Below are 19247 nucleotides of genomic sequence, written 5' to 3'. Positions count from 1 at the left end.
CTGAACGTGACAGCCTATTGGGTCCCTGGTGAAAGAGAACAGGTCGTTGGACAAAATTTCAATAGCGGCAGGGCTTCACGGCACAGTACCTGCCGCTTTTTGTTTATAAGGAAATCAGAGATGACAGTAAAAAAATACTTGAAAGAGTCTATTAAGTTGGGCGACGGAGAACTGACGGTCGAAACCGGAAAGGTCGCAAAGCAGGCCGACGGTTCCGTGGTCGTCACGTATGGCGACACGATGTTGCTCGTCGCCGCAGTCAGCACGAACTCACCGCGTGAAGGGATCGACTTTTTCCCGCTGACCGTCGAATACAGGGAATCGACGTACTCCGCCGGCCGGATTCCGGGAAATTACTTCAGGCGCGAGGGACGTCCGAGCGAGAAAGAAGTTCTCACCGCGCGTCTTATCGACCGCCCGTGCCGCCCGCTTTTTCCCGATGGATACAAGAACGAAACACAGGTCGTCGCGAATGTGATCTCGGCCGATGAACTCAATGACCCGGACGTTCTCGCCATCACCGGCGCGTCGTGCGCCCTTTATCTCTCGGACATTCCATTCGAGAATCCGATCGCCGGCGTGCGGATCGGACTGGTCGACGGAAAATACATCATCAACCCGAGCTATGACGATCGTCGCGAATCGCAACTGAATCTCGTCGTCGCCGGAACCGAAGAGGCGATCGTGATGGTCGAATCGGAAGCCAAGGAAGTTTCCGAAACGATCATGGTCGAGGCGCTGATGTTGGCGCACAAGGAGATCAAGCGGCTCTGTCTCTGGCAGCGCGAGCTTTTCAAGGCACTCGACATCAAAAAGCGCGAGTTCAACGCGCCTGCGCTCGATGAAGAGATCTCGGCGGAAGTTGAAAAGAACTTCAGCCAGAAGCTTCGCGAGGCTCTCGACACTACCGGCAAGGACAAACTCGCTTCGTATGCGGCCGTCGATGCGCTGAAAAAAGAGGTTGTCGAAAGCTATCAGGACGATCAGGCCGAAAAACGCGCGATGGCCTCAAAGGTTTTTGGCGCGCTCAAGGAAAAGATCTTCCGCGAAGACATTCTTGGAAACCGGCGCCGCCCGGACGGCCGCAGATTCAGCGAAATCCGACCGATTTCGTGCGAGGTAGGCTGGTTGCCGCGCGTCCACGGTTCGTCGCTCTTTACGCGCGGCGAAACGCAGGCGATCGTCACCGCGACGCTCGGCACGAAGATGGACGAGCAGTATATGGACGACATCGAAAAGGGCGAAGTTCGCCGCCGATTCATGCTCCATTACAACTTCCCGCCGTATTCGGTCGGTGAAGTCGGACGTTTCGGCTCGACCAGCCGTCGCGAGATCGGCCACGGCAACCTCGCGCGCCGCGCGATCGAGTCGATTCTGCCCGAAGATACCGACTTTCCGTATACGATCCGAATCGTCTCTGACATCACCGAGTCGAACGGTTCGAGTTCGATGGCCTCCGTCTGCGGAGGCTGTTTGGCGCTGATGGACGCGGGAGTTCCGATCAAGAAGCCGGTCGCCGGAGTCGCGATGGGACTCGTGATGGAAGGAAACCGATACGCGATCCTCTCGGACATCGCCGGCGCCGAGGACCACTACGGCGATATGGATTTCAAGGTCACCGGCACGGCGGATGGCATCACGGCACTGCAGATGGACATCAAGGTCGGCGGCATCAACGCGATGATCCTGCAGGAAGCGCTCGAACAGGCGCGCAAGGGCCGTTTGCACATCCTCGACATAATGAATCAGGCAATCGCCGAACCGCGCGAGGACATTTCGCCGTTTGCGCCGCGCATCATCACGATGCATATCAATCCGGACAAGATCCGCGAAGTTATCGGACCGGGCGGCAAGATCATCCGCTCGATCACCGAGGAGACCGGCGCGAAGATCGACATCTCTGACGATGGCACGATCGCGATCGCAACCGCAGACGGCGCCGCGGCTCAGGCGGCGGTGGAACGCATCAAGGCGATCACGGCTGAAGCGGACATCGGTGAAACGTATCTCGGAACGGTCACGCGGATCGTCGATTTCGGCGCGTTCGTCGAGATATTCGCCGGCGTCGAGGGGCTTTTGCACATTTCGGAGATCTCGGATCGTCGCGTTCGCGATGTTCGCGACGAACTCAAGGAAGGCCAGCAGATTATGGTCAAGTGCATCGGCAAGGAAGGGAACAAGATCAAGCTTTCACGCAAAGCGATCATTCTCCAGGAAAAGGCCCAGGAAGCCTAGTCTCCGGTCACCGGAATCGAATTGGAGTCGGGCGGCAAGCCCGGCTCCTTTTTTTTCGAAAAAAGACGTCTCGTTTTTGGAATAACCGCGATATTGCAACTTCTTTCCTGTGAATCGAAAAGATTTTAGCGATAAATTGGGGAAAAACAATGGTGTTGACGACTATTTCGAGATGCAATTGCTCTGCGTTTTTGTTATAGTTTCCGCCAAGCCCCAAAATTTACTCAGTGATTGCAGGTTTGTGCCGACTTGCGAGTTTTTCGATCCGTGCCAGGAGTCGAAAAGGTAACAACAATGAAAAACTATAAATTCAGATTTGTTCTGGCGGTGTTCTGTTTGATGTCTTTCCTGACATTCACCCTTTCCGCGAACGCGGCGCCGGTTAAGTTCAAGCAGGTTGTTCAGGTCGTCAACGTCAAGACCGGAAAGGCCCGGACGGGGGCCTTCGCGCAGCTCAGGCTCGCCAGCGACGTCGCTGTTTCGACGGCCGACGATGACGAAACGAAGAAGGAAACGACACAGGACGATCGTGTGATCCGTACGACCGAGTCGAACATCGTCCGTGACGAAGTTTGCGATTGCCAAGACGACATCGTCAAAAAACGCGGATTTCCGAAGTGGGCACTTCTCGGACTCGCGGCGATCCCGATCGCGATAATCCTGACGCGCGACAAGGACAAGACGCCGACTCCGACGCCGACAACGACGCCGACGTCGACGCCAACCGCGACGCCGACCGCCACACCGACAGCGACGCCGACGCCGACGCCTACAATGACGCCTTCGCCGACCCCCGAACCGGTCCCGGAACCGATGACGATCCTTTTGTTCGGCACCGGATTGGCCGGTGTGGGTTTGGCCGCTCGCCGAAGATTCGGCAAGAAGAGCGACGATTCGAAGTCTGAAGAGTAAATCACAAGGGAATTGGTCCGGCTCGATGCCGGGTCTGAGGAAAAGACAATGCGAAAGTTCAGTTTTATTTTTGTTATCGGCCTGATTGCGGCGTTCGCGACAACGACGGCGTTCGGTTTCGGCGGGGATACGAAGAAGCCGAAAAATACGGGCACGCTCACGGTCAAGACCTCGCCGGTAGCTTATCCGGTCAAGGTCAACGGACAATACCTCGGAATGAGCGGCGTGAACGATGCCGCGCAGTTCTATCTTCCGCCGGGAACGCACAAGCTCGAGATCGAATTTCCGAACGGCAAGATGTTTTCGGAGAACATTCAGATCGTCAAGGATCGCAAGAACTGCATTTGTTTGAAGTATGTTGAAACGACGACCGAGCGGGCTTGCCCGTACAACGTCCGGGTCGACGGTCCGGACACGATTCCGGAAGGCGACCTGATCACGTTCGCGGCGTTCAACGCCGTCAGCGGCGCCGCGGTTCCGCTGAACTATCGTTGGAAGGTTTCGCCCGAGTCGGCGATCATCACCAGCGGCCAGGGTTCGTCGGCGATCACGGTTGACACATCGAATCTCGGCGGCCAGCGCGTTCGTGCCGATCTCGAAGTTTGGGACGACGTTTACGGCAAGACCTGCCGGCAAACGGACGACGCGACTACTGAGATTTCGAAAGTGATCATTGAACCGCCGGATCCGGTCCGTTGCGATGTCTTCGAATCGAAGGCGTTTGACGACGACAAGGCGCGTTTCGACAACTGCGTCATTCAGTTGAACGGCGTTCCGTTTGCGCAACTCTATTTGATCATCTATCAGGGCACGGACAAGATCAGTATGTCGCGCAACACCTACGACAAACTGAGCAAGCGAACGCTCGACTATCTGGTCAAGACCCGCGGAATCGATCCGCGAAAGATATCGATCGTCAAAGGCGGACGCGCTCCGCTCAAGACGACCTACGAGATCTGGATCGTCCCGCCGGGCGCTGAACCGCCGCTCGCGCAGTAGGGATCCGCGTTAAGGATTTCAATTCAAGGATCGAATCGTCAATACCGCCGGCAACCACCGGCGGTGTTTTTCTTTTAACGCCGGCGAAGATCGGAATCGGAGATTGAGAAGAGGCCATCGAATTTCGTTCTCGCGGCAAGCCGCATTCAGCCAATCGTAGATCGCCATTATCAGGTTGGTTCGCGCGATGCGCTCATTGCAACCGGGACGGTTGCGCTCCAATCGCAGATCGATTGAAAACCGCTCTTTTGCTTTTGCTCTCGCACGTTGTAATATTTGCCCTTGATTTCGATTTCGGAAAGATTCAATCCAAAATCCAAAATCTAAAATCCAAAATCGTTATGTCTGCACCAAACATCGAAACCATCGTTTCCCTTTCCAAGCGCCGCGGGTTTGTATTTCCGGCATCCGACATCTATGGCGGACTCGGCAGTTCGTGGGATTACGGCTCGCTCGGCGTCGAACTCGCCAACAATATCAAGCAATCGTGGTGGCGCTGGCTCGTTCACGAGCGCGACGACATCGAGGGGATCGATTCGTCGATCATTCAAAACCGCCTCGTCTGGAAATACTCGGGTCACGAAACGACGTTTTCCGACCCGCTCGTCGACTGCCGAACCTGCAAGGGCCGGTTCCGGGAGGACAAACTTCAGGACGTGGCCTGTCCGAACGAACCCGGCGCGTGCGCGGGGAGCGGGAAGGAGTGCAGCCTGACCGAAGCGCGGCAATTCAATTTGATGTTCCGCACGACGATCGGCGCGGTTTCGTCGGACGACGACCCGGCGGCGCTCGCTTATCTTCGTCCCGAAACTGCGCAGGGAATTTTCATCAACTTCAAAAACGTGCTCGACACGTCGCGGCGCAAACTGCCGTTCGGGATCGCACAGGTCGGAAAGTCGTTTCGCAACGAGGTGACGCCGGGGAATTTCATTTTCCGGACGCGCGAGTTCGAGCAGATGGAGATGGAGTACTTCTGTCATCCGACCGACGCCGCCCGGATTCATCAGGAATGGATCGACGATTTTCAGGCCTGGTTCGGTTCGCTCGGGATCGACCCGGGCAATCTGAAACTCTACGAGCAGAACGACAAGGAACTGGCCCATTATGCCGTCCGCTGTGTCGACATTCTGTATCGTTTTTTCCCCGAGCGCGATGACGAAACGGCGCAGTTCGATGAACTGATGGGGATCGCGAACCGCACCGATTTCGATCTCAAGACGCATTCGAAAAAGCCGGAGGACGCGGAAGGGAAGCGCATCAACCAGGATTCGACCGAGGATCTTTCGTATTTCGATCCGGCGACGAACGAGCGTTTTTATCCGTATTGCATCGAACCCGCGGCCGGCGTCAACCGCACGGTCCTTGCGGTGTTGATGGACGCGTATTCCGAGAAGACCAACGACAAGGGCGAGACGCGCGTCATCCTGCGGCTGAAGCCTGAACTCGCGCCGATCAAGGTCGCGGTTCTCCCGCTGGCGAAGAACAAGCCCGAGATCGTCGCGATGGCCAAAGGACTAAAAAAGGAACTCCTTCCTTCGATGCGCACCGTTTACGACGACACGGGCGGCATCGGCAAACTCTACGCGCGTCAGGACGAGATCGGAACGCCGTTTTGCGTCACGGTCGATCATGAGTCGCTGGAGGACAACTCCGTCACGGTCCGCGACCGCGACACGTGGGCGCAGGAGCGGGTCAGCGTTGCGGAGTTGAAGGACTATTTGCTGAAGCGCCTCGGTCAGTAGAGCGAATTGTTGATTTGACCATTTGACGCGGGCGGTTGTCCACGCTCAAAGGACCGGAGCTTAATGCGGCGGGTAGGTGCGCTCAGGGTCGGGCTCCCGCCCGACCGAAAATCGTCCGTGAAAACAGAAGGGCTACCGCCCGAAATCTTGCGGCAGCAAGTCCGTCGCTGAGCCCCGCAAATACTAGCCGCGAACTTTGTTGAGTCCGTTTGCGTGGCGGGCATCCTTCAAGCCGGCGGTTCACGATGTTTCAAATCCCGGAAAATGTCCAGTTGATATCTCGCGCGGCCGCCGAAATCGGTGGCCGCGCGATGCTTGTCGGCGGTTGCGTGCGCGACGAATTGATGGGCCTCGCGCCAACGGATTGGGATCTTGAGGTCTACGGCGTCGAGCCGGCGAAGCTTCGCGAGATTCTCGACCGATTCGGGCGCGTCGACGCCGTCGGAGAGGCGTTTACGGTCTACAAGATCGGAGCCGATCTTGATGTCTCGCTGCCGCGTCGCGAGCGCAAGACCGGCCGGGGCCATAGGGGTTTCGTCATCGAGGGCGACCCGTCGATGTCGTTCGAGTCAGCGTCTCGGCGAAGAGATTTCACCGTCAACTCGATCCTCAAAGATGCTTTGACGGGCGAGATCGTCGACTGTTTCGGGGGCCGCGGCGACATCGAGCGACGGGTTCTCAAGATGACCTCACCGAAGACGTTTCCCGAAGACAGCCTGCGCGTTCTTCGCGCCGCGCAGTTCGCCGCCAGGTTCGAATTCGCGATCGACGACCAAACCAAAGAGATGTGCCGCTCGATCGATCTCAGCGACTTGCCGAAGGAACGGATCTGGGGCGAACTCGAAAAATTGCTCCTCAAAGCGGAGAGGCCTTCGATTGGCCTGAAGTTGTTTTACGAACTCCGGATCGCGGAAAAGCTCTTTCCCGAACTCGACTCGCTCGTCGGCGTGCCGCAGGAACCCGATTGGCACCCCGAAGGCGACGTCGATATCCACACGCTGATGGTCGTCGACGAAGCGCGCCGACTGATCGCCGATCTTTCATATGCTGAAAAGGTTGCCGTGATGCTCGGAGCCGTTTGCCACGACTTCGGAAAGCCTTTGACAACCGAATTTCGCGACGGCCGAATTCGTTCGCTTGCGCACGACGAGGCGGGGGTTGAGCCGACATTGACGTTTCTCGACCGGCTCGGCATTCATACGCTCGACGGCTTCGACGTTCGCCAACAGATCGTTCAGCTCGTGCGTTTTCATCTCACGCCCGGAATGTTCTTCAAAAATCCGCCCGGCGACGGCGCGTTCCGGCGTCTCGCGCGCAAGGTCGATCTCGATCTGCTCTATCGTGTCGCAAAGGCCGACAGTCTCGGTCGCAATCCGGACTGGCTGCCGGTTGAAAGACGCTTCGACGCGGCGGCGCAGGAGTGGTTCATCAGCCGCGTCCGCGACCTTAACATCGAACACTCGGCGCCGATGCCGATCCTTATGGGCCGTCATTTGATCGAACTTGGTCTGAGCCCGTCGCCGTTGTTCAAACACGTTCTCGACGAAGTTTACGAGAAGCAGCTTGACGGATCTGTCGCGGACCTCGGAACGGCGCGTTCACTGGCGATCGAAATCATCGGGCGCCAAGCCTGAGCGGCTTGTCTTTTGCCGCAAAACTCTTAAACTGTCACAATGCCGCGGCTTTCCGTTGCCAAAAACACAATTCTGATCCTTTCAGTAGTCGCGATCGTCGGGGCGATCTATTTCGTCAGCAATCCGAAGCCGCAGTATTATTACGATTACACTTTCCGCGTCGCCGACAACCTGCTGCGCGGCGCGATCGGTTTTCAGGAAAGACCGCCAACCTGGCTCAACGAGTTTGTTCCGTACGAGGGAAACTGGTATTCCGTGTTTCCGTTTGGGGCCGTCGTTTCGATGATTCCGTTTTCCGCTCTGAAAGTCGCCGGACTGGTTGAAACAATGCCGGCCGCGATGATCGCATCGATCTTGGGCGCGGCCGTTTTCGGACTATTCTGTTTGATTGCCCGCGAGTACGAACTCGAACTCTCAAAACTTCTGCTCGTGACCTTCGGGATCGTTTTCGGAAGTTGGATGTGGACGAATCTGACAATGGCCGGAGCCTGGCATCTCGCGCTCGGATGGTCGATGGTCGGGCAGCTCGGCGCGATCTACTTCACGGTCTTCCGGCGCCGGCCGCTGGCGGCCGGATTCTTTTTCGCGATCGCATTCGGAAACCGCACCGAGATCTTGTTGACGGCTCCGATATTTATGTATTTGCTCTGCCGCGATTCGTCGGAGCCGGGCGAGAATCCGAGTGTTCCGGTGATCGAGAACGGCTCGAAGATCGCTGGCCTTGCACTGTTCTGCGCCGTCCCGTTTATGCTCGGTGTTTCGACTCTGATCTACAACCAGATTCGTTTCGATTCGTTCATCGATTTCGGTTACGCTCGCATTCCCGGTGTGCTTGACGAACCGTGGTACCGCTACGGGATTTTCTCGCTCCATTATATTCCGCAGAACGCCTGGGAAATGCTGGCGACGCCGTGGAGACAAGTGGCGAGTTATCCGTACTTCGTGCCGACGGGTTTCGGCGGCGCGATCTGGTGGAGCAGTCCCTTCCTGCTGTTTCTTTTGCGTCGCGGAAGCCGTGATCGGACTTTGAAGAACTCCGCGTGGCTCGCGCTCGCCGTCTTAACCTTCGTACTGTGGATTCACGGCAATCCGGGCGGCTGGCAGTTCGGCTATCGTTACGCGATGATATTGCTGCCGTGGATGTTCGTCATTCTGCTCGAAAACGGGTCGCGGAAATCGACGTTGCCGGAGATCGCGCTCTACGGCTTTTCCATCCTTGTCAACGCCTATGCGACGTATCTCTTTTTCTGGACCGATCACGTCAAACCCTAGGTCCCACGGGTAACTTCTCCGATCAAGGTGTAGTAAAATATAGGCACATCAATTCAACTTCAGACTCGGTCGGTTGATCGGGTTCTGCAAAAAAACGGAGAAAATCATGATCAATTTAAATAAGCGCAAATGGATCCTGGCAACCGCCTTTGCGGCGTTTGCGGCGGGGATCTTCTATCTTGGCGGAATCTCGTTGGCGCAGAGCACCGAAAAGGAAGTCGTGGACGTGGCGCCGACCGATTCGACACAATTTCTTGCGGGCAACGGGAAAAACTCGCCCGTCGTTGACCCGCTCGTTAAGAAGAACGGCATCGACGAGCCGGAGAATTACGTTTCGACGAACGAGGTCGAGCCGAACGAGACGGCCGCGGCGGCAACCAAGCTTGGCGGCAGCGCGATTCGCGTTCGCGGCGACATTTATCCGAACGCCGACGTCGATTTTTATTCTTTCTACGCCAATGCCGGCGATCGCGTTTTTGCGGCGACCCAAACATCTTCCGGTCAGGGCGGAACGAATTCGACGCTCGACCTGATCGGCTCGGACGGCACGACGATCATCGAAACGGATCTCGACGACGGCAGTTTTGCGACTGCGGCGTCGAGCATCGCGGGCCGAACGGTTCCGAGCTCGGGTCTTTATTATCTGAAAGTGACCGGCTCGACGGCGACCACGCAAATTCGCTATTACGACCTCTATCTTCAGGTTCAGGGCGGCAGTCCGGGAGCGGAAGTGGAGCCGAACGATTCGACGGCCACCGCGACGCCGATGAACGCCGGCCGTTTTATGAGCGGCGCGATCAGTTCCACGACTGACGCCGCGGATTTTTATTCGTTCACGGCAAACGCGGGCGACACGGTTTTCCTCAGCCTCGATTTCGACCCCGAGCGCGATGCCGCGACTTGGAACGGCAGGTTGGGTCTTTCGACATTCAGCAATTTCACGTTGGTCGTCAACGACACGAATGCGGGTTCGCCCAACTCGGAAGCGTTTATGTTCACGATCAAACAGGCGGGAACCTATTATGCGTACGTCGATCCGTCGTCCCCCGGTTCAGGAGCGCCGACCTTCACCTACAATCTGAGCGTGACGGTCATCCCGGCGAAGGAAAGCAAGTGCACGACGTACACCACGGCAAATGCCGCGCAGCCGATCGGACCTGATCCGACGAGCCCGAACGCGGTCCAGACGATCAGCATTCCGGATAGCAAGCGGATCAGCAAGGCGATCGTCAACGTCAACATCACGCACGCCAAGATGGCCGATATCGACCTCGACATCACCAGTCCGCAGGGCAATTCGATGACGCTTTTCAACGATGTCGGCAGCGCCACGGCGAATACGGCCAATCTGCTCGATCTGGACGTCAATTTCGACGACGATGCGGCGCTTCCGATCGGCGTTTTCACGGTCGTCAAGCCGATGCACTACCAGCCGGAGAACTTCACCAGATTGTCTTGGCTGAAAGGCGAGAACGCGCAGGGCACGTGGACGCTGACCGCCCGCGATGACACGGTTGCGGATGCCGGAACGCTCAACAGTTGGAGCGTCACGGTTTGCGAAGATCCGGCGCTCGCAAGCGTTCCGGCGCTCGAGCAGACGATCTACAGTTCGAATTTCGAGACCGATGACGGCGGCTTCACGCATTCCGGTACCGGAGACGAATGGGAACGCGGTTTGCCGACGACCAACGTCGCCGGCGCGGCGATCATCGATAACTGCTTCAGCGGAACGAGTTGCTGGAAGACCGATCTCGACAACACATACAACAACGCTCCGACCGCGGGTACGAATATCACGCAGGACCTGATCTCGCCGAACATCGATCTTACCGGTCAGGCGGGCCGCGCGTTGAAGCTCTCCTGGGCGCACAAGTATCAGGTCGAATCGGCGAGCTTCGACCATTACTACGTCGAAGTCAAGGAGGTCGGCGGCAGCGGTCTGACGCGGCGGGTGTTTGAACATACCGACGGCACGATGACCGGGATCGTCGGAAGTCCGAACATCACTCTTCAGGGCAGCGCCGGTTGGGCCGTCAGGGAGTACGACATCACCGAATTTGCGGGCAAAACCGTGACCGTCACGTTCCATATGGATCAGGACAATACGGTTCCATTCGCGGGCGTGGCTGTAGACGATGTCAGCGTCGTCGCCCTTAAAACTCCGGCCAGCGCGGACTTTGACGCCGACGGTGGAACCGACATTTCCGTTTTCCGCACGAACGGTGAGGACGCGACGGACGGACGCTGGTACGTTCTCAACAGCTCGAACGCGAGCGTCACCAGCCAGCAGTTCGGCCTTGACACCGACACGCCGGTGGCCGGCGATTACGACGGGGACGGAGACGTCGATATTGCCGTTTTCCGTGCCAGTGAGGGCCGCTGGTACATTTCGCAGGGCTCGCGCTTCAACTTCAGCGTGATCTACTTCGGAACGGCAGGCGATATTGCTGTCCCGGCCGATTACGATGGTGACGGCAAGACGGACGCCGCGGTTTTTCGCGCCGGAACCTGGATCATCCGCCGCAGTTCGGATAGCGCGGTCCAGTTCGTTGCTTTCGGATTGGCGGGCGACAACCTCGTGCCGCGCGATTACGATGGCGACGGCAAGGCCGATATCGCTGTCTTCCGCAACGGCACGTGGTACATCCAGCAGAGTTTCTACGGAACGACGCGGATCGAGCAGTTCGGAACGACAGGCGACACGCCGGTCGTCGGCGACTACGACCGCGACCGTAAGGCGGACCTCGCGGTTTTCCGTGCAGGTACGTGGTATATCCGTAACAGCGCGACGTGTTCGACGGACATCGTGGCGTGGGGGCTCGCAACGGACGTCCCGGTTCAGGGCGACTACGACCGCGACCGAAGGACCGATATCGCGGTCTATCGGAATGGGGTTTGGTACATTCTCCGCAGTTCGGACAATACGTTCATCGGACCGAATTGGGGAATTGCAGGCGACACGCCGATACCGCCGAGGTAACTCGTAACTGGAGCGCACGACTGGAGCGCCGACTGGAGCGCAAGCGTCCCCGCTTGCAACGGCGTGAAACGCCGTAAAGCCTTGGGGATTCAGCGCGCACTTTTCCCCGGCGCCGTTCGCGCTCCGCGCTCATTGCAAGCGGGGACGCTTGCGCTCCAGTGCGGGGACGCTTGCGCGCCAGTCTTGCGCTCCGGTCGTGCGGTCCGAAAATCGAATTGTGTTAATCGACATCACACCGCTCAAGGTCTCGCGTGATTACCGGCTGCTCTTCTTCGGGCAGCTGGTTTCATTTTTCGGGACGATGATCTCGATCGTCGCGATCAACTGGCAGATGTACACGCTGACCGGTTCGAGCGAGATGGTCGGATTCATCGCGCTCGCCGAGTTCTTCCCGATGTTGATCCTCGCGTTCGTCGGCGGTGCGATCGCCGACGCTTTCGACCGCCGGCGCATCCTGCGGTTGACCGAGATCGGCCAGACGCTCGTGACATCGATCCTTCTTATCAATTCACTGCTGGCGACGCCGCGGATCTGGGTCATTTTTCTGTGCGCCGCGCTGCACGCCGGGTTCGCCGCGATTCAACGGCCGGCGTTCGAATCGTTCATTCAAAAGGTCATCCCGGTCGAGATGATGTCGGCCGTGATGGCGCTCAATTCGATGCGCTGGAGCCTCGGCGCGGTCATCAGTCCCGTCGTCGCCGGTCTGATCACGACGTCGTTCGGCGCCAAAACGGCTTATGCCGTCGATCTAGTGACTTTTGCCGCGTCGCTCATCGCGGTCTTTCTTATCAGCGCGGTTCCGGCGCAGGCGAATGCGGACAAACCCAGTGTCAAGAACGTCTTGGCGGCCTGGAAATATGCGTTCTCGCGCCCGGATCTGCTCGGGACTTACCTGATCGACATCGCGGCGATGCTATTTGCGTTTCCGCACGCGCTCTATCCGGCGCTGGCAAGGGAGTACGGTGAAAAATACCTTGGCTTCTTTTACGGCGCGATCGCCCTCGGCGCGTTGACCGCGAGCCTGACCTCGGGCTGGACCAAATTCGTTTACAAGCACGGCCGGATGATAATCGGCGCGGCCGCGCTCTGGGGCGTGGCGATATTCCTTTTCGGACTTGCGTCGAACATTTGGGTGGCGTTATTTTGTCTCGTGCTTGCAGGTTTTTTCGATATGATCAGCGGGATTTTCCGCGGTTCGGTCTGGAACCAAACGGTCCCGAATTTTATGCGCGGGCGTCTGGCAAGCATCGAGATGATAAGCTATCTTACGGGGCCTTACCTTGGCAGTGCGAAAATGGGATTCGTCGCCGAACGCTTCGGTAACGGCCCGGCGCTGATCTCGGGTGGAATAATGTGCGTCGCGGCAGTGCTCCTGGTCGCTGCCTTTTTGCCGAAATTCTTATCATACGACGGCCGCGACGGCATAAAGCGCCGCGAGCGGGAAGAAGCTGAGAGGGAGAAGGGGATTTGCGATTTGTGATTTGCGATTTGCGATTGCAGTGATTCCGGATATTCCGGACTTTGGATTTTGGATTCCAGATATTCCAGATATTCCAGATATTCCAGATATTCCAGATATTCCAGATTCCAGATATTCAAGATTTTGGATATTTGCGATTTGCGATTGCAGTGATTCCGGATATTCCGGACTTTGGATTTTGGATTCCAGATATTCCAGATATTCCAGATATTCCAGATTCCAGATTCCAGATATTCCGGATTTTGGATTCCAGATTTTGGATTCCGGATTCCAGTTCGAATACTGCAATCGAAAATCGAAAATCGAAAATCGCAAATCACATAGATCCGAAATCTGGAATCTGAAATCCGAAATTTGGAATCTGTAATATCTGGAATCCGGAATATCTGGAATATCTGGAATCTGAAATCTGGAATATCTGGAATCTGTAATATCTGGAATCCGGAATATCTGGAATATCTGGAATCTGAAATCTGGAATATCTGGAATCCGAAATATCTGGAATATCTGGAATCTGGAATCCGGAATATCTGGAATCCGAAATATCCGAAATCGCAAATCGCAAATCGAAAATCGCAAATCAACCTATGGCCATTTTACGAAAACGACAGATCGAGAATTTAGCGCAATTGAGCGGGGAAGAACTCGAGGAATTCCTCAAGTCTTTGCCTGCCGGACAGTTTGATTTTGAAGACTTGTTCGATTTTCTTGAATTCAAGCTGGAAAATGAGGAATGCAATCACTCGTTGCGGTTCGCGATGCAGTTTATGATGGAAAACCGTCTGAATTTTCCACGCGTCAGTTCGTGGCTGCAGGAAAACGGCGGCTTCTGCGACTGCAAGGTGCTGGAGCAGATCGTCCCGGCCTGGCGAAAAGCGTTCGATTGACCGCACGCCGACTGGAGCGCGACTGGAGCGCAAGCCGACTGGAGCGCAAGCGTCCCCGCTTGCAACGGCGTGGAACGCCGTAAAGCCTCAGCGGATCTTAACTCTGTTTTTCCCCGGCGCCGTTCGCGCTCCGCGCTCATTGCAAGCGGGGACGCTTGCGCTCCAGTCAGGCTCCAGTCGCGCTTCAGGCGCGTTCACCCCACGCGCTCGAGTATCGCCAATCCGACCGATTCCTGCACAAGCCAGCTTTGACCGGGTTATTCTCGATGTAATCGATCACGTTCACGTAATGGCGCTGATTCCTGATGTATCGATCGAACGGCTCGTGCTGCCAGAACTGACCGGATCGATTAAGAATCTTGTTTGCCTCGTGCGCAGTGTAAGATTTGATCGAATGGGCGATCTCGGCCAACTCGACGCCTTCAAACGGGGTCGCCAGAAAGTGGATGTGATTCGGCATCACGACCCAAGCGATCAACCCATACTTGCTGCCGTGATGAAACAGCAGACTGTTCTCGACCATTTCCGCGACGGCTTCGTTCTTCAGGAAACACTCGCCGTAACCGGAATCAAGGTAATTCTCGACATTCTTTCGAAAGATCACCCGGCCTGCTTCGCCTGTATCTGCTGTTTCGATCCGCCATTTTTCGACGACGTGCGCCGGAAGCGAATCAAACAGCCGGAAAGTAAGAAACTGCGGGATCTCACCGCCGTCGAAATGAGGGATGTAGCCACGGTCATACCATCCGAGGTTTGAACGAAAGCCCTTCGGCTGAAATAGATAATTGTTTTTCATATCTTCGTGAGTGCGATTGAAGCGCGACTGGAGCGCGACTGGAGCGCAAGCGGACTGGAGCGCAAGCGTCCCCGCTTGCAACGGCGTAAAACGCCGTAAAGCCTCAGCGGATCTTAACTCTGTTTTTCCCCGGCGCCGTTCGCGCTACGCGCTCATTGCAAGCGGGGACGCTTGCGCTCCAGTCAGCTTGCGCTCCAGTCGCGCCCTAAAGCCGCAAATACTTGCCGGTGATTGACTTGTCGTTCGCCGCGATCTCTTCCGGTGTGCCGGTCGCGACGACTTCGCCGCCACCGGTGCCGCCTTCGGGGCCGAGGTCGATGACGTGATCGGCCGTCTTGATGACGTCGAGGTTATGTTCGATGACGACAAGGCTGCCGCCGCCGTCGATGAGGGCGCGAAATGCGCCGAGGAGTTTGTTGATGTCGTCGAAGTGAAGTCCGGTCGTCGGTTCGTCAAAAATGAACAGCGTCCGCGACTGCGTTTTTTGCGACAGATGCGCCGCCAGCTTGACGCGCTGCGCCTCGCCGCCGGAGAGCGTCGTAGCCGACTGTCCGAGCCGCAGATAGCCGAGCCCGACGGCGTCGATGACCTTCAGCCGATTGACCAGCTTGTTGGTGTCCTTGAAAAAAACGATCGCCTCGCGCACCGTCATCTGCAAAACGTCGGCGATGCTCTTGCCCTTGTATTTGACGTCGAGAATTTCCGACTTGAAACGCGTCCCGCGACAGTCTTCGCAGGTCAGTTCGACGTCGGCGAGAAACTGCATTTCAACGGTCACGGTTCCGCTGCCCTGACAGGTTTCGCAGCGTCCGCCGGGAACGTTGAAAGAGAAATGAGACGGGTTGTAGCCTTTCGATTTCGATAGATTCGTCGACGCGAACACCTCGCGGATCGCGTCGTAGGCCTTGATGTACGTGACCGGATTCGAACGCGGCGTGCGGCCGATCGGGGACTGATCTACCAACACCACATCGTCGATGTTCCCGGTGCCTTCGATCTCGCGAAAACGTCCGACCTGTCCCTGCCATTCACCGCGCGATTTCTTGATCCCGGCGTAAAGAACGTCGTGAACGAGCGTCGATTTGCCGGATCCGGAAACGCCGGTGATGCAGACCAGCATATCGAGCGGAATGTCGACCGAAACATCTTTCAGATTATGTTCGCGCGCGCCTTTGATCGAGATTCGTCGATCCGACGCAACGCGACGTTTTTGCGGGATCTTGATCTCGGCCTCGCCGCGGAGATACTTCGCGGTCAAAGACTCTTCCGAACGCATCATTCCCTCGAAATCACCTTCGTAAATGATGTTTCCGCCGAGTTCGCCGGCATAGAGCCCGATGTCCAGGATATGATCTGCCGCCCGGATCGTGTCTTCGTCGTGTTCGACGACGAGCACCGTGTTGCCGATGTCGCGGAGATTCTCGAGGATCCGGATCAAGCGCGAGTTGTCGCGCGGATGAAGCCCGATCGACGGCTCGTCGAGCACGTAGAGCGTTCCGACAAGAAGCGAGCCGAGATTCGTCGCGAGCTGTATGCGCTGCGCCTCGCCGCCCGAGAGCGTCGAAGCGAGCCGGTCGAGCGTCAGGTAATCGAGCCCGACATCGACCATAAACTTCAGTCGCCGGCGAACCTCCAAAAGCAGTTTATCGGCGATCGTCGCTCGTTCCGGTGAGAGTTCCAGCTCGTTAAAAAATATTGTTGCGTCCTTGATCGACATTTCGACCGCTTCCGGCAGCGACCTTCCGCCTATCTTGACCGCACGCGCTTCTTTTCTGAGCCGTCCGCCGCGGCATTCGGGACACGTCGTATAACCGCGGTATTTCGCCAGAAAAACGCGAACGTGGAGCTTGTACTTCTTGGTTTCGAGCCATTCGAAGAATCCGACGACGCCCTTCCATTTGTCCTTTCCCTCGAAGATCGCCTTTTGTTCGCTCGCCGTAAGTTCGTTGAAAGGCGCCGAGGTCGAGATCTCTTCGCTGTGACAAAAAGCGACCAACGCTTTGTGGGCCCAGGCGTACTGCGGGCGGCTGAGCGGTTCGATCGCGCCGTCGGCGATCGAGATCGAATCGTTCGGCACGACGCGATCGTAGTCGATTCCGATCGCGTTCCCGAATCCCTGGCACGTCGGACAGGCGCCGAACGGCGAGTTGAAACTAAAAAGGCGGGGTTCGGGTTCTTCGTAGACCGAGCCGTCGTTTTTGCAGACGAACGCGTCCGAGAAATTGAGTTCCGTCCCGGCGGTCGACAGGATCGTCGCGGAACGGGTTTCGCGAAAACAGATCTCAAGCGAATCGACCAAGCGCTGACGGATCGAGGGCTCGGCCTTGAGGCGGTCGATGAGGACGAAAGTCCCGTCAAAATCGAGGAACTTGTAGTCTTCCGGCGTTTGCAGGTCGATCGTCTCGCCGCCGCGGAACAGACGCGTGAAACCGTTTTGCATCAGCGACAGCAAAACCGCGGAGACGTGCAGCCGCCGCGCCTTTTCGGTCGTTTTGGCGGACTTGCCGGCGAAAATGTCGTCATTGATCCGGAAAAGCACGTAAAAGCGCGCTCCGGCTTCGAGTTTGCCGAGAACATCGTCGGCAGCGCTTTCGGGCGAATCCTTTTTTATTTCGGTATCGCAGGCGGCGCAAAACGTCTGGCCGACGCGGGCGAAAAGCAATCGGAGGTAATCGTATATTTCGGTCTGGGTCGCGACGGTCGAGCGCGGGTTTCGGGTCGAATTTTTCTGACGAATGGCGATCGCCGGCGCGATGCCGATGATCTCGTCGACGTCCGGCTTGTCCATCCGTTCGAGAAACTGCCGCGCGTACGCCGAAAGCGATTCGACGTAACGCCGCTGCCCCTCGGCGTAGATCGTATCGAAGGCGAGGCTCGACTTGCCGGAGCCCGAAACGCCGGTGACGATCGTCATCTTATTGACCGGAATCGAAAACGAGATGTTCTTAAGGTTGTGAACGCGTGCGCCGCGAACCTCGATCCTGTCTTCCGCGATTTGCGAGCTTGCCTTCATAGTCTGGAATCCGTTGCCGAATGAAAAATTTCATTTTAACAAATCGGTCGGGACGGACAAAAACAGGGATTAAAGAATTTGGGGCTTGGTATCCGTCGAATCAACCGGAACACGTCATCGCCGACACGGATACACGGGAATGTTCCTGTTCTTCGTGCAACTTCGTGCGCTTCGTGGTTCCAAGAAAGACGACCGTTCTTGGAACCACGAAGCGCACGAAGTTGCACGAAGGGAAGACGTTGGATGTACGGTTCCGAAGACATATGAAACTGCAATCAGGTCGCAAAAAACGAAAAAGAGCAATAAATTATCTATGTTTAACGACTTACGTTCGTGAGACGGATATCGATTGGACACCTGCATTTTGGTATCATCGATTCGCGATGAAAAAACTGATCATTCTGTTCTTGGCGTTCATTCTTTCCGCGTGCGTTTCGCAGACGGTCGAAAGTCAAAAACTCCCCGAAACGCCGGCGGCGCAATCGACGGTTTCGCCGGTGATCGTCGAACTGTTTACGTCCGAAGGATGTTCGAGCTGTCCGGCGGCGGAACGGGCGCTCGAGTTCCTGCGCCGCGAGCAGCCCGTTCCGAATGCCGAGATCATCACGCTCGCGCTCCACGTCGATTACTGGGACCGTTCGGGCTGGAAAGACGAGTTCTCGTCGCCGCTTTTTACGCAGCGGCAGGAGTTTTACGCGTCGCGGTTCAAGCTTGATTCGGCATACACGCCGCAGATGGTCATCGACGGCCGTTTCGAAGTGGTTGGAAGCGACACCGGCCGCGCGACGCGGCTAATCCAAGACGCGGCGAAACATCCGAAGGCTGCGATAGAAGCGAAATTCGTCGGAAACGAGCTGAACATCAACATCGATTCGATTCCGAAACACGAGGACGCGACCGTTTTCGTCGCGGTCGTGGAGGACGAGATCACCCGCGAGATCTCGGGAGGTGAAAATCGCGGCCGGACGTTGAAACACGCGTCGGTCGTCCGCGAACTCCGTGCGATCGGTCCGGTGCGCTCGGATACGAGTACTGTCGCGATCAGCGACCGGATAGGTTTCCAGTCCAGACTGGAAACGCGGTTCTCTCCGCTCGGTGGTTTTCATACAGGAAAATGCGTCGAGAAAGATCATCGGCGCGGTGATGTTCGGATTTTGAGCCGTAACGTTTGTTCGGCGATACGTGCCTGATGCGGAAAACGGGTTCGACTCTGAACTTAACGTAACACTTGAGGAATTGCTTGACTCTCGTGCCTATCTTTGTTCTAATGACGGTTGTTTTTCCCACTTGTCGGTGT

14 protein-coding genes are annotated in these 19247 nt (G+C 56.8%); 11 read left to right on the top strand and 3 right to left on the bottom strand.

What is annotated here, in order from left to right; translation table 11 throughout:
• Positions 1-120: 120 nt before the first annotated feature.
• From pnp to IPN69_19980, 9 genes are all read left to right on the top strand, one after another.
• Positions 121-2235: a polyribonucleotide nucleotidyltransferase gene (gene pnp / locus IPN69_20020; protein ID MBK8812998.1), complete on the top strand. Its 2115-nt coding sequence runs from the start codon at positions 121-123 to the stop codon at positions 2233-2235.
• A gap of 294 nt (positions 2236-2529) precedes the next feature.
• On the top strand, positions 2530-3147 hold the full coding sequence (locus IPN69_20015; protein ID MBK8812997.1) for a PEP-CTERM sorting domain-containing protein: 618 nt from the start codon (positions 2530-2532) through the stop codon (positions 3145-3147).
• A gap of 48 nt (positions 3148-3195) precedes the next feature.
• Positions 3196-4146, top strand: a complete 951-nt coding sequence (locus IPN69_20010) for a hypothetical protein (protein ID MBK8812996.1) — start codon at positions 3196-3198, stop codon at positions 4144-4146.
• A 341-nt stretch (positions 4147-4487) separates the two neighbouring features.
• Positions 4488-5888 carry a glycine--tRNA ligase gene (locus tag IPN69_20005; protein ID MBK8812995.1) on the top strand — a complete coding sequence of 467 codons (1401 nt, stop codon included), beginning with the start codon at positions 4488-4490 and terminating at the stop codon, positions 5886-5888.
• A gap of 245 nt (positions 5889-6133) precedes the next feature.
• Positions 6134-7522, top strand: a complete 1389-nt coding sequence (locus IPN69_20000; protein ID MBK8812994.1) for an HD domain-containing protein — start codon at positions 6134-6136, stop codon at positions 7520-7522.
• Positions 7523-7561: 39 nt separating this feature from the next.
• Complete coding sequence (locus IPN69_19995) at positions 7562-8794, top strand: hypothetical protein (GenBank protein MBK8812993.1); 1233 nt, start codon at positions 7562-7564, stop codon at positions 8792-8794.
• A 106-nt stretch (positions 8795-8900) separates the two neighbouring features.
• Positions 8901-11774: a proprotein convertase P-domain-containing protein gene (locus tag IPN69_19990; GenBank protein MBK8812992.1), complete on the top strand. Its 2874-nt coding sequence runs from the start codon at positions 8901-8903 to the stop codon at positions 11772-11774.
• Positions 11775-11991: 217 nt separating this feature from the next.
• A complete protein-coding gene (locus IPN69_19985; GenBank protein ID MBK8812991.1) occupies positions 11992-13254 on the top strand; it encodes an MFS transporter in 1263 nt (420 codons plus the stop codon).
• Between the two features lies 1 nt (position 13255).
• The gene (locus IPN69_19980; protein MBK8812990.1) at positions 13256-13621 is read left to right on the top strand and encodes a hypothetical protein; all 366 of its coding nucleotides are present in this window, start codon (positions 13256-13258) and stop codon (positions 13619-13621) included.
• On the opposite strand, the gene IPN69_19975 is transcribed toward IPN69_19980, so the two are convergent.
• The gene (locus tag IPN69_19975; GenBank protein MBK8812989.1) at positions 13571-13819 is read right to left on the bottom strand and encodes a hypothetical protein; all 249 of its coding nucleotides are present in this window, start codon (positions 13817-13819) and stop codon (positions 13571-13573) included. The genes IPN69_19980 and IPN69_19975 overlap by 51 nt on opposite strands.
• A 22-nt stretch (positions 13820-13841) precedes the next feature.
• Here IPN69_19975 and IPN69_19970 point away from each other — a divergent pair, with 22 nt between their 5' ends.
• Positions 13842-14141 (top strand): DUF2695 domain-containing protein, encoded by a 300-nt coding sequence (locus IPN69_19970; protein ID MBK8812988.1) that lies wholly within the window; start codon positions 13842-13844, stop codon positions 14139-14141.
• A gap of 184 nt (positions 14142-14325) precedes the next feature.
• On the opposite strand, the gene IPN69_19965 is transcribed toward IPN69_19970, so the two are convergent.
• Both IPN69_19965 and uvrA read right to left on the bottom strand, forming a co-directional pair.
• Positions 14326-14937: a transposase gene (locus tag IPN69_19965; protein MBK8812987.1), complete on the bottom strand. Its 612-nt coding sequence runs from the start codon at positions 14935-14937 to the stop codon at positions 14326-14328.
• A 205-nt stretch (positions 14938-15142) separates the two neighbouring features.
• Positions 15143-17950, bottom strand: coding sequence for an excinuclease ABC subunit UvrA (gene uvrA, locus IPN69_19960; protein MBK8812986.1), 2808 nt, complete (start codon positions 17948-17950; stop codon positions 15143-15145).
• A 383-nt stretch (positions 17951-18333) separates the two neighbouring features.
• Between uvrA and IPN69_19955 the strand changes: the two genes are divergently transcribed.
• Entirely contained in the window at positions 18334-19140 is an 807-nt protein-coding gene (locus IPN69_19955) for a DUF1223 domain-containing protein (protein ID MBK8812985.1), read from the top strand.
• The last annotated feature ends 107 nt before the right edge of the window (positions 19141-19247 follow it).

The sequence above is a fragment of the Acidobacteriota bacterium genome (assembly GCA_016715115.1).
Lineage (GTDB): Bacteria > Acidobacteriota > Blastocatellia > Pyrinomonadales > Pyrinomonadaceae > JAFDVJ01.
The sequence above is the reverse complement of the archived record's forward strand: the minus strand, read 5'-3'. Positions and strand labels throughout refer to the sequence as shown.

Excerpts from the sequence above, each read along its gene's own strand:
- uvrA (MBK8812986.1), bottom strand. The coding sequence starts at position 17,950 with ATGAAGGCAAGCTCGCAAATCGCGGAAGACAGGATCGAGGTTCGCGGC.
- pnp (MBK8812998.1), top strand. The coding sequence starts at position 121 with ATGACAGTAAAAAAATACTTGAAAGAGTCTATTAAGTTGGGCGACGGA.
- IPN69_19955 (MBK8812985.1), top strand. The coding sequence starts at position 18,334 with ATGAAAAAACTGATCATTCTGTTCTTGGCGTTCATTCTTTCCGCGTGC.
- IPN69_19995 (MBK8812993.1), top strand. The coding sequence starts at position 7,562 with ATGCCGCGGCTTTCCGTTGCCAAAAACACAATTCTGATCCTTTCAGTA.
- IPN69_20010 (MBK8812996.1), top strand. The coding sequence starts at position 3,196 with ATGCGAAAGTTCAGTTTTATTTTTGTTATCGGCCTGATTGCGGCGTTC.
- IPN69_19965 (MBK8812987.1), bottom strand. The coding sequence starts at position 14,937 with ATGAAAAACAATTATCTATTTCAGCCGAAGGGCTTTCGTTCAAACCTC.
- IPN69_20015 (MBK8812997.1), top strand. The coding sequence starts at position 2,530 with ATGAAAAACTATAAATTCAGATTTGTTCTGGCGGTGTTCTGTTTGATG.
- IPN69_20005 (MBK8812995.1), top strand. The coding sequence starts at position 4,488 with ATGTCTGCACCAAACATCGAAACCATCGTTTCCCTTTCCAAGCGCCGC.
- IPN69_19990 (MBK8812992.1), top strand. The coding sequence starts at position 8,901 with ATGATCAATTTAAATAAGCGCAAATGGATCCTGGCAACCGCCTTTGCG.
- IPN69_19970 (MBK8812988.1), top strand. The coding sequence starts at position 13,842 with ATGGCCATTTTACGAAAACGACAGATCGAGAATTTAGCGCAATTGAGC.
- IPN69_20000 (MBK8812994.1), top strand. The coding sequence starts at position 6,134 with ATGTTTCAAATCCCGGAAAATGTCCAGTTGATATCTCGCGCGGCCGCC.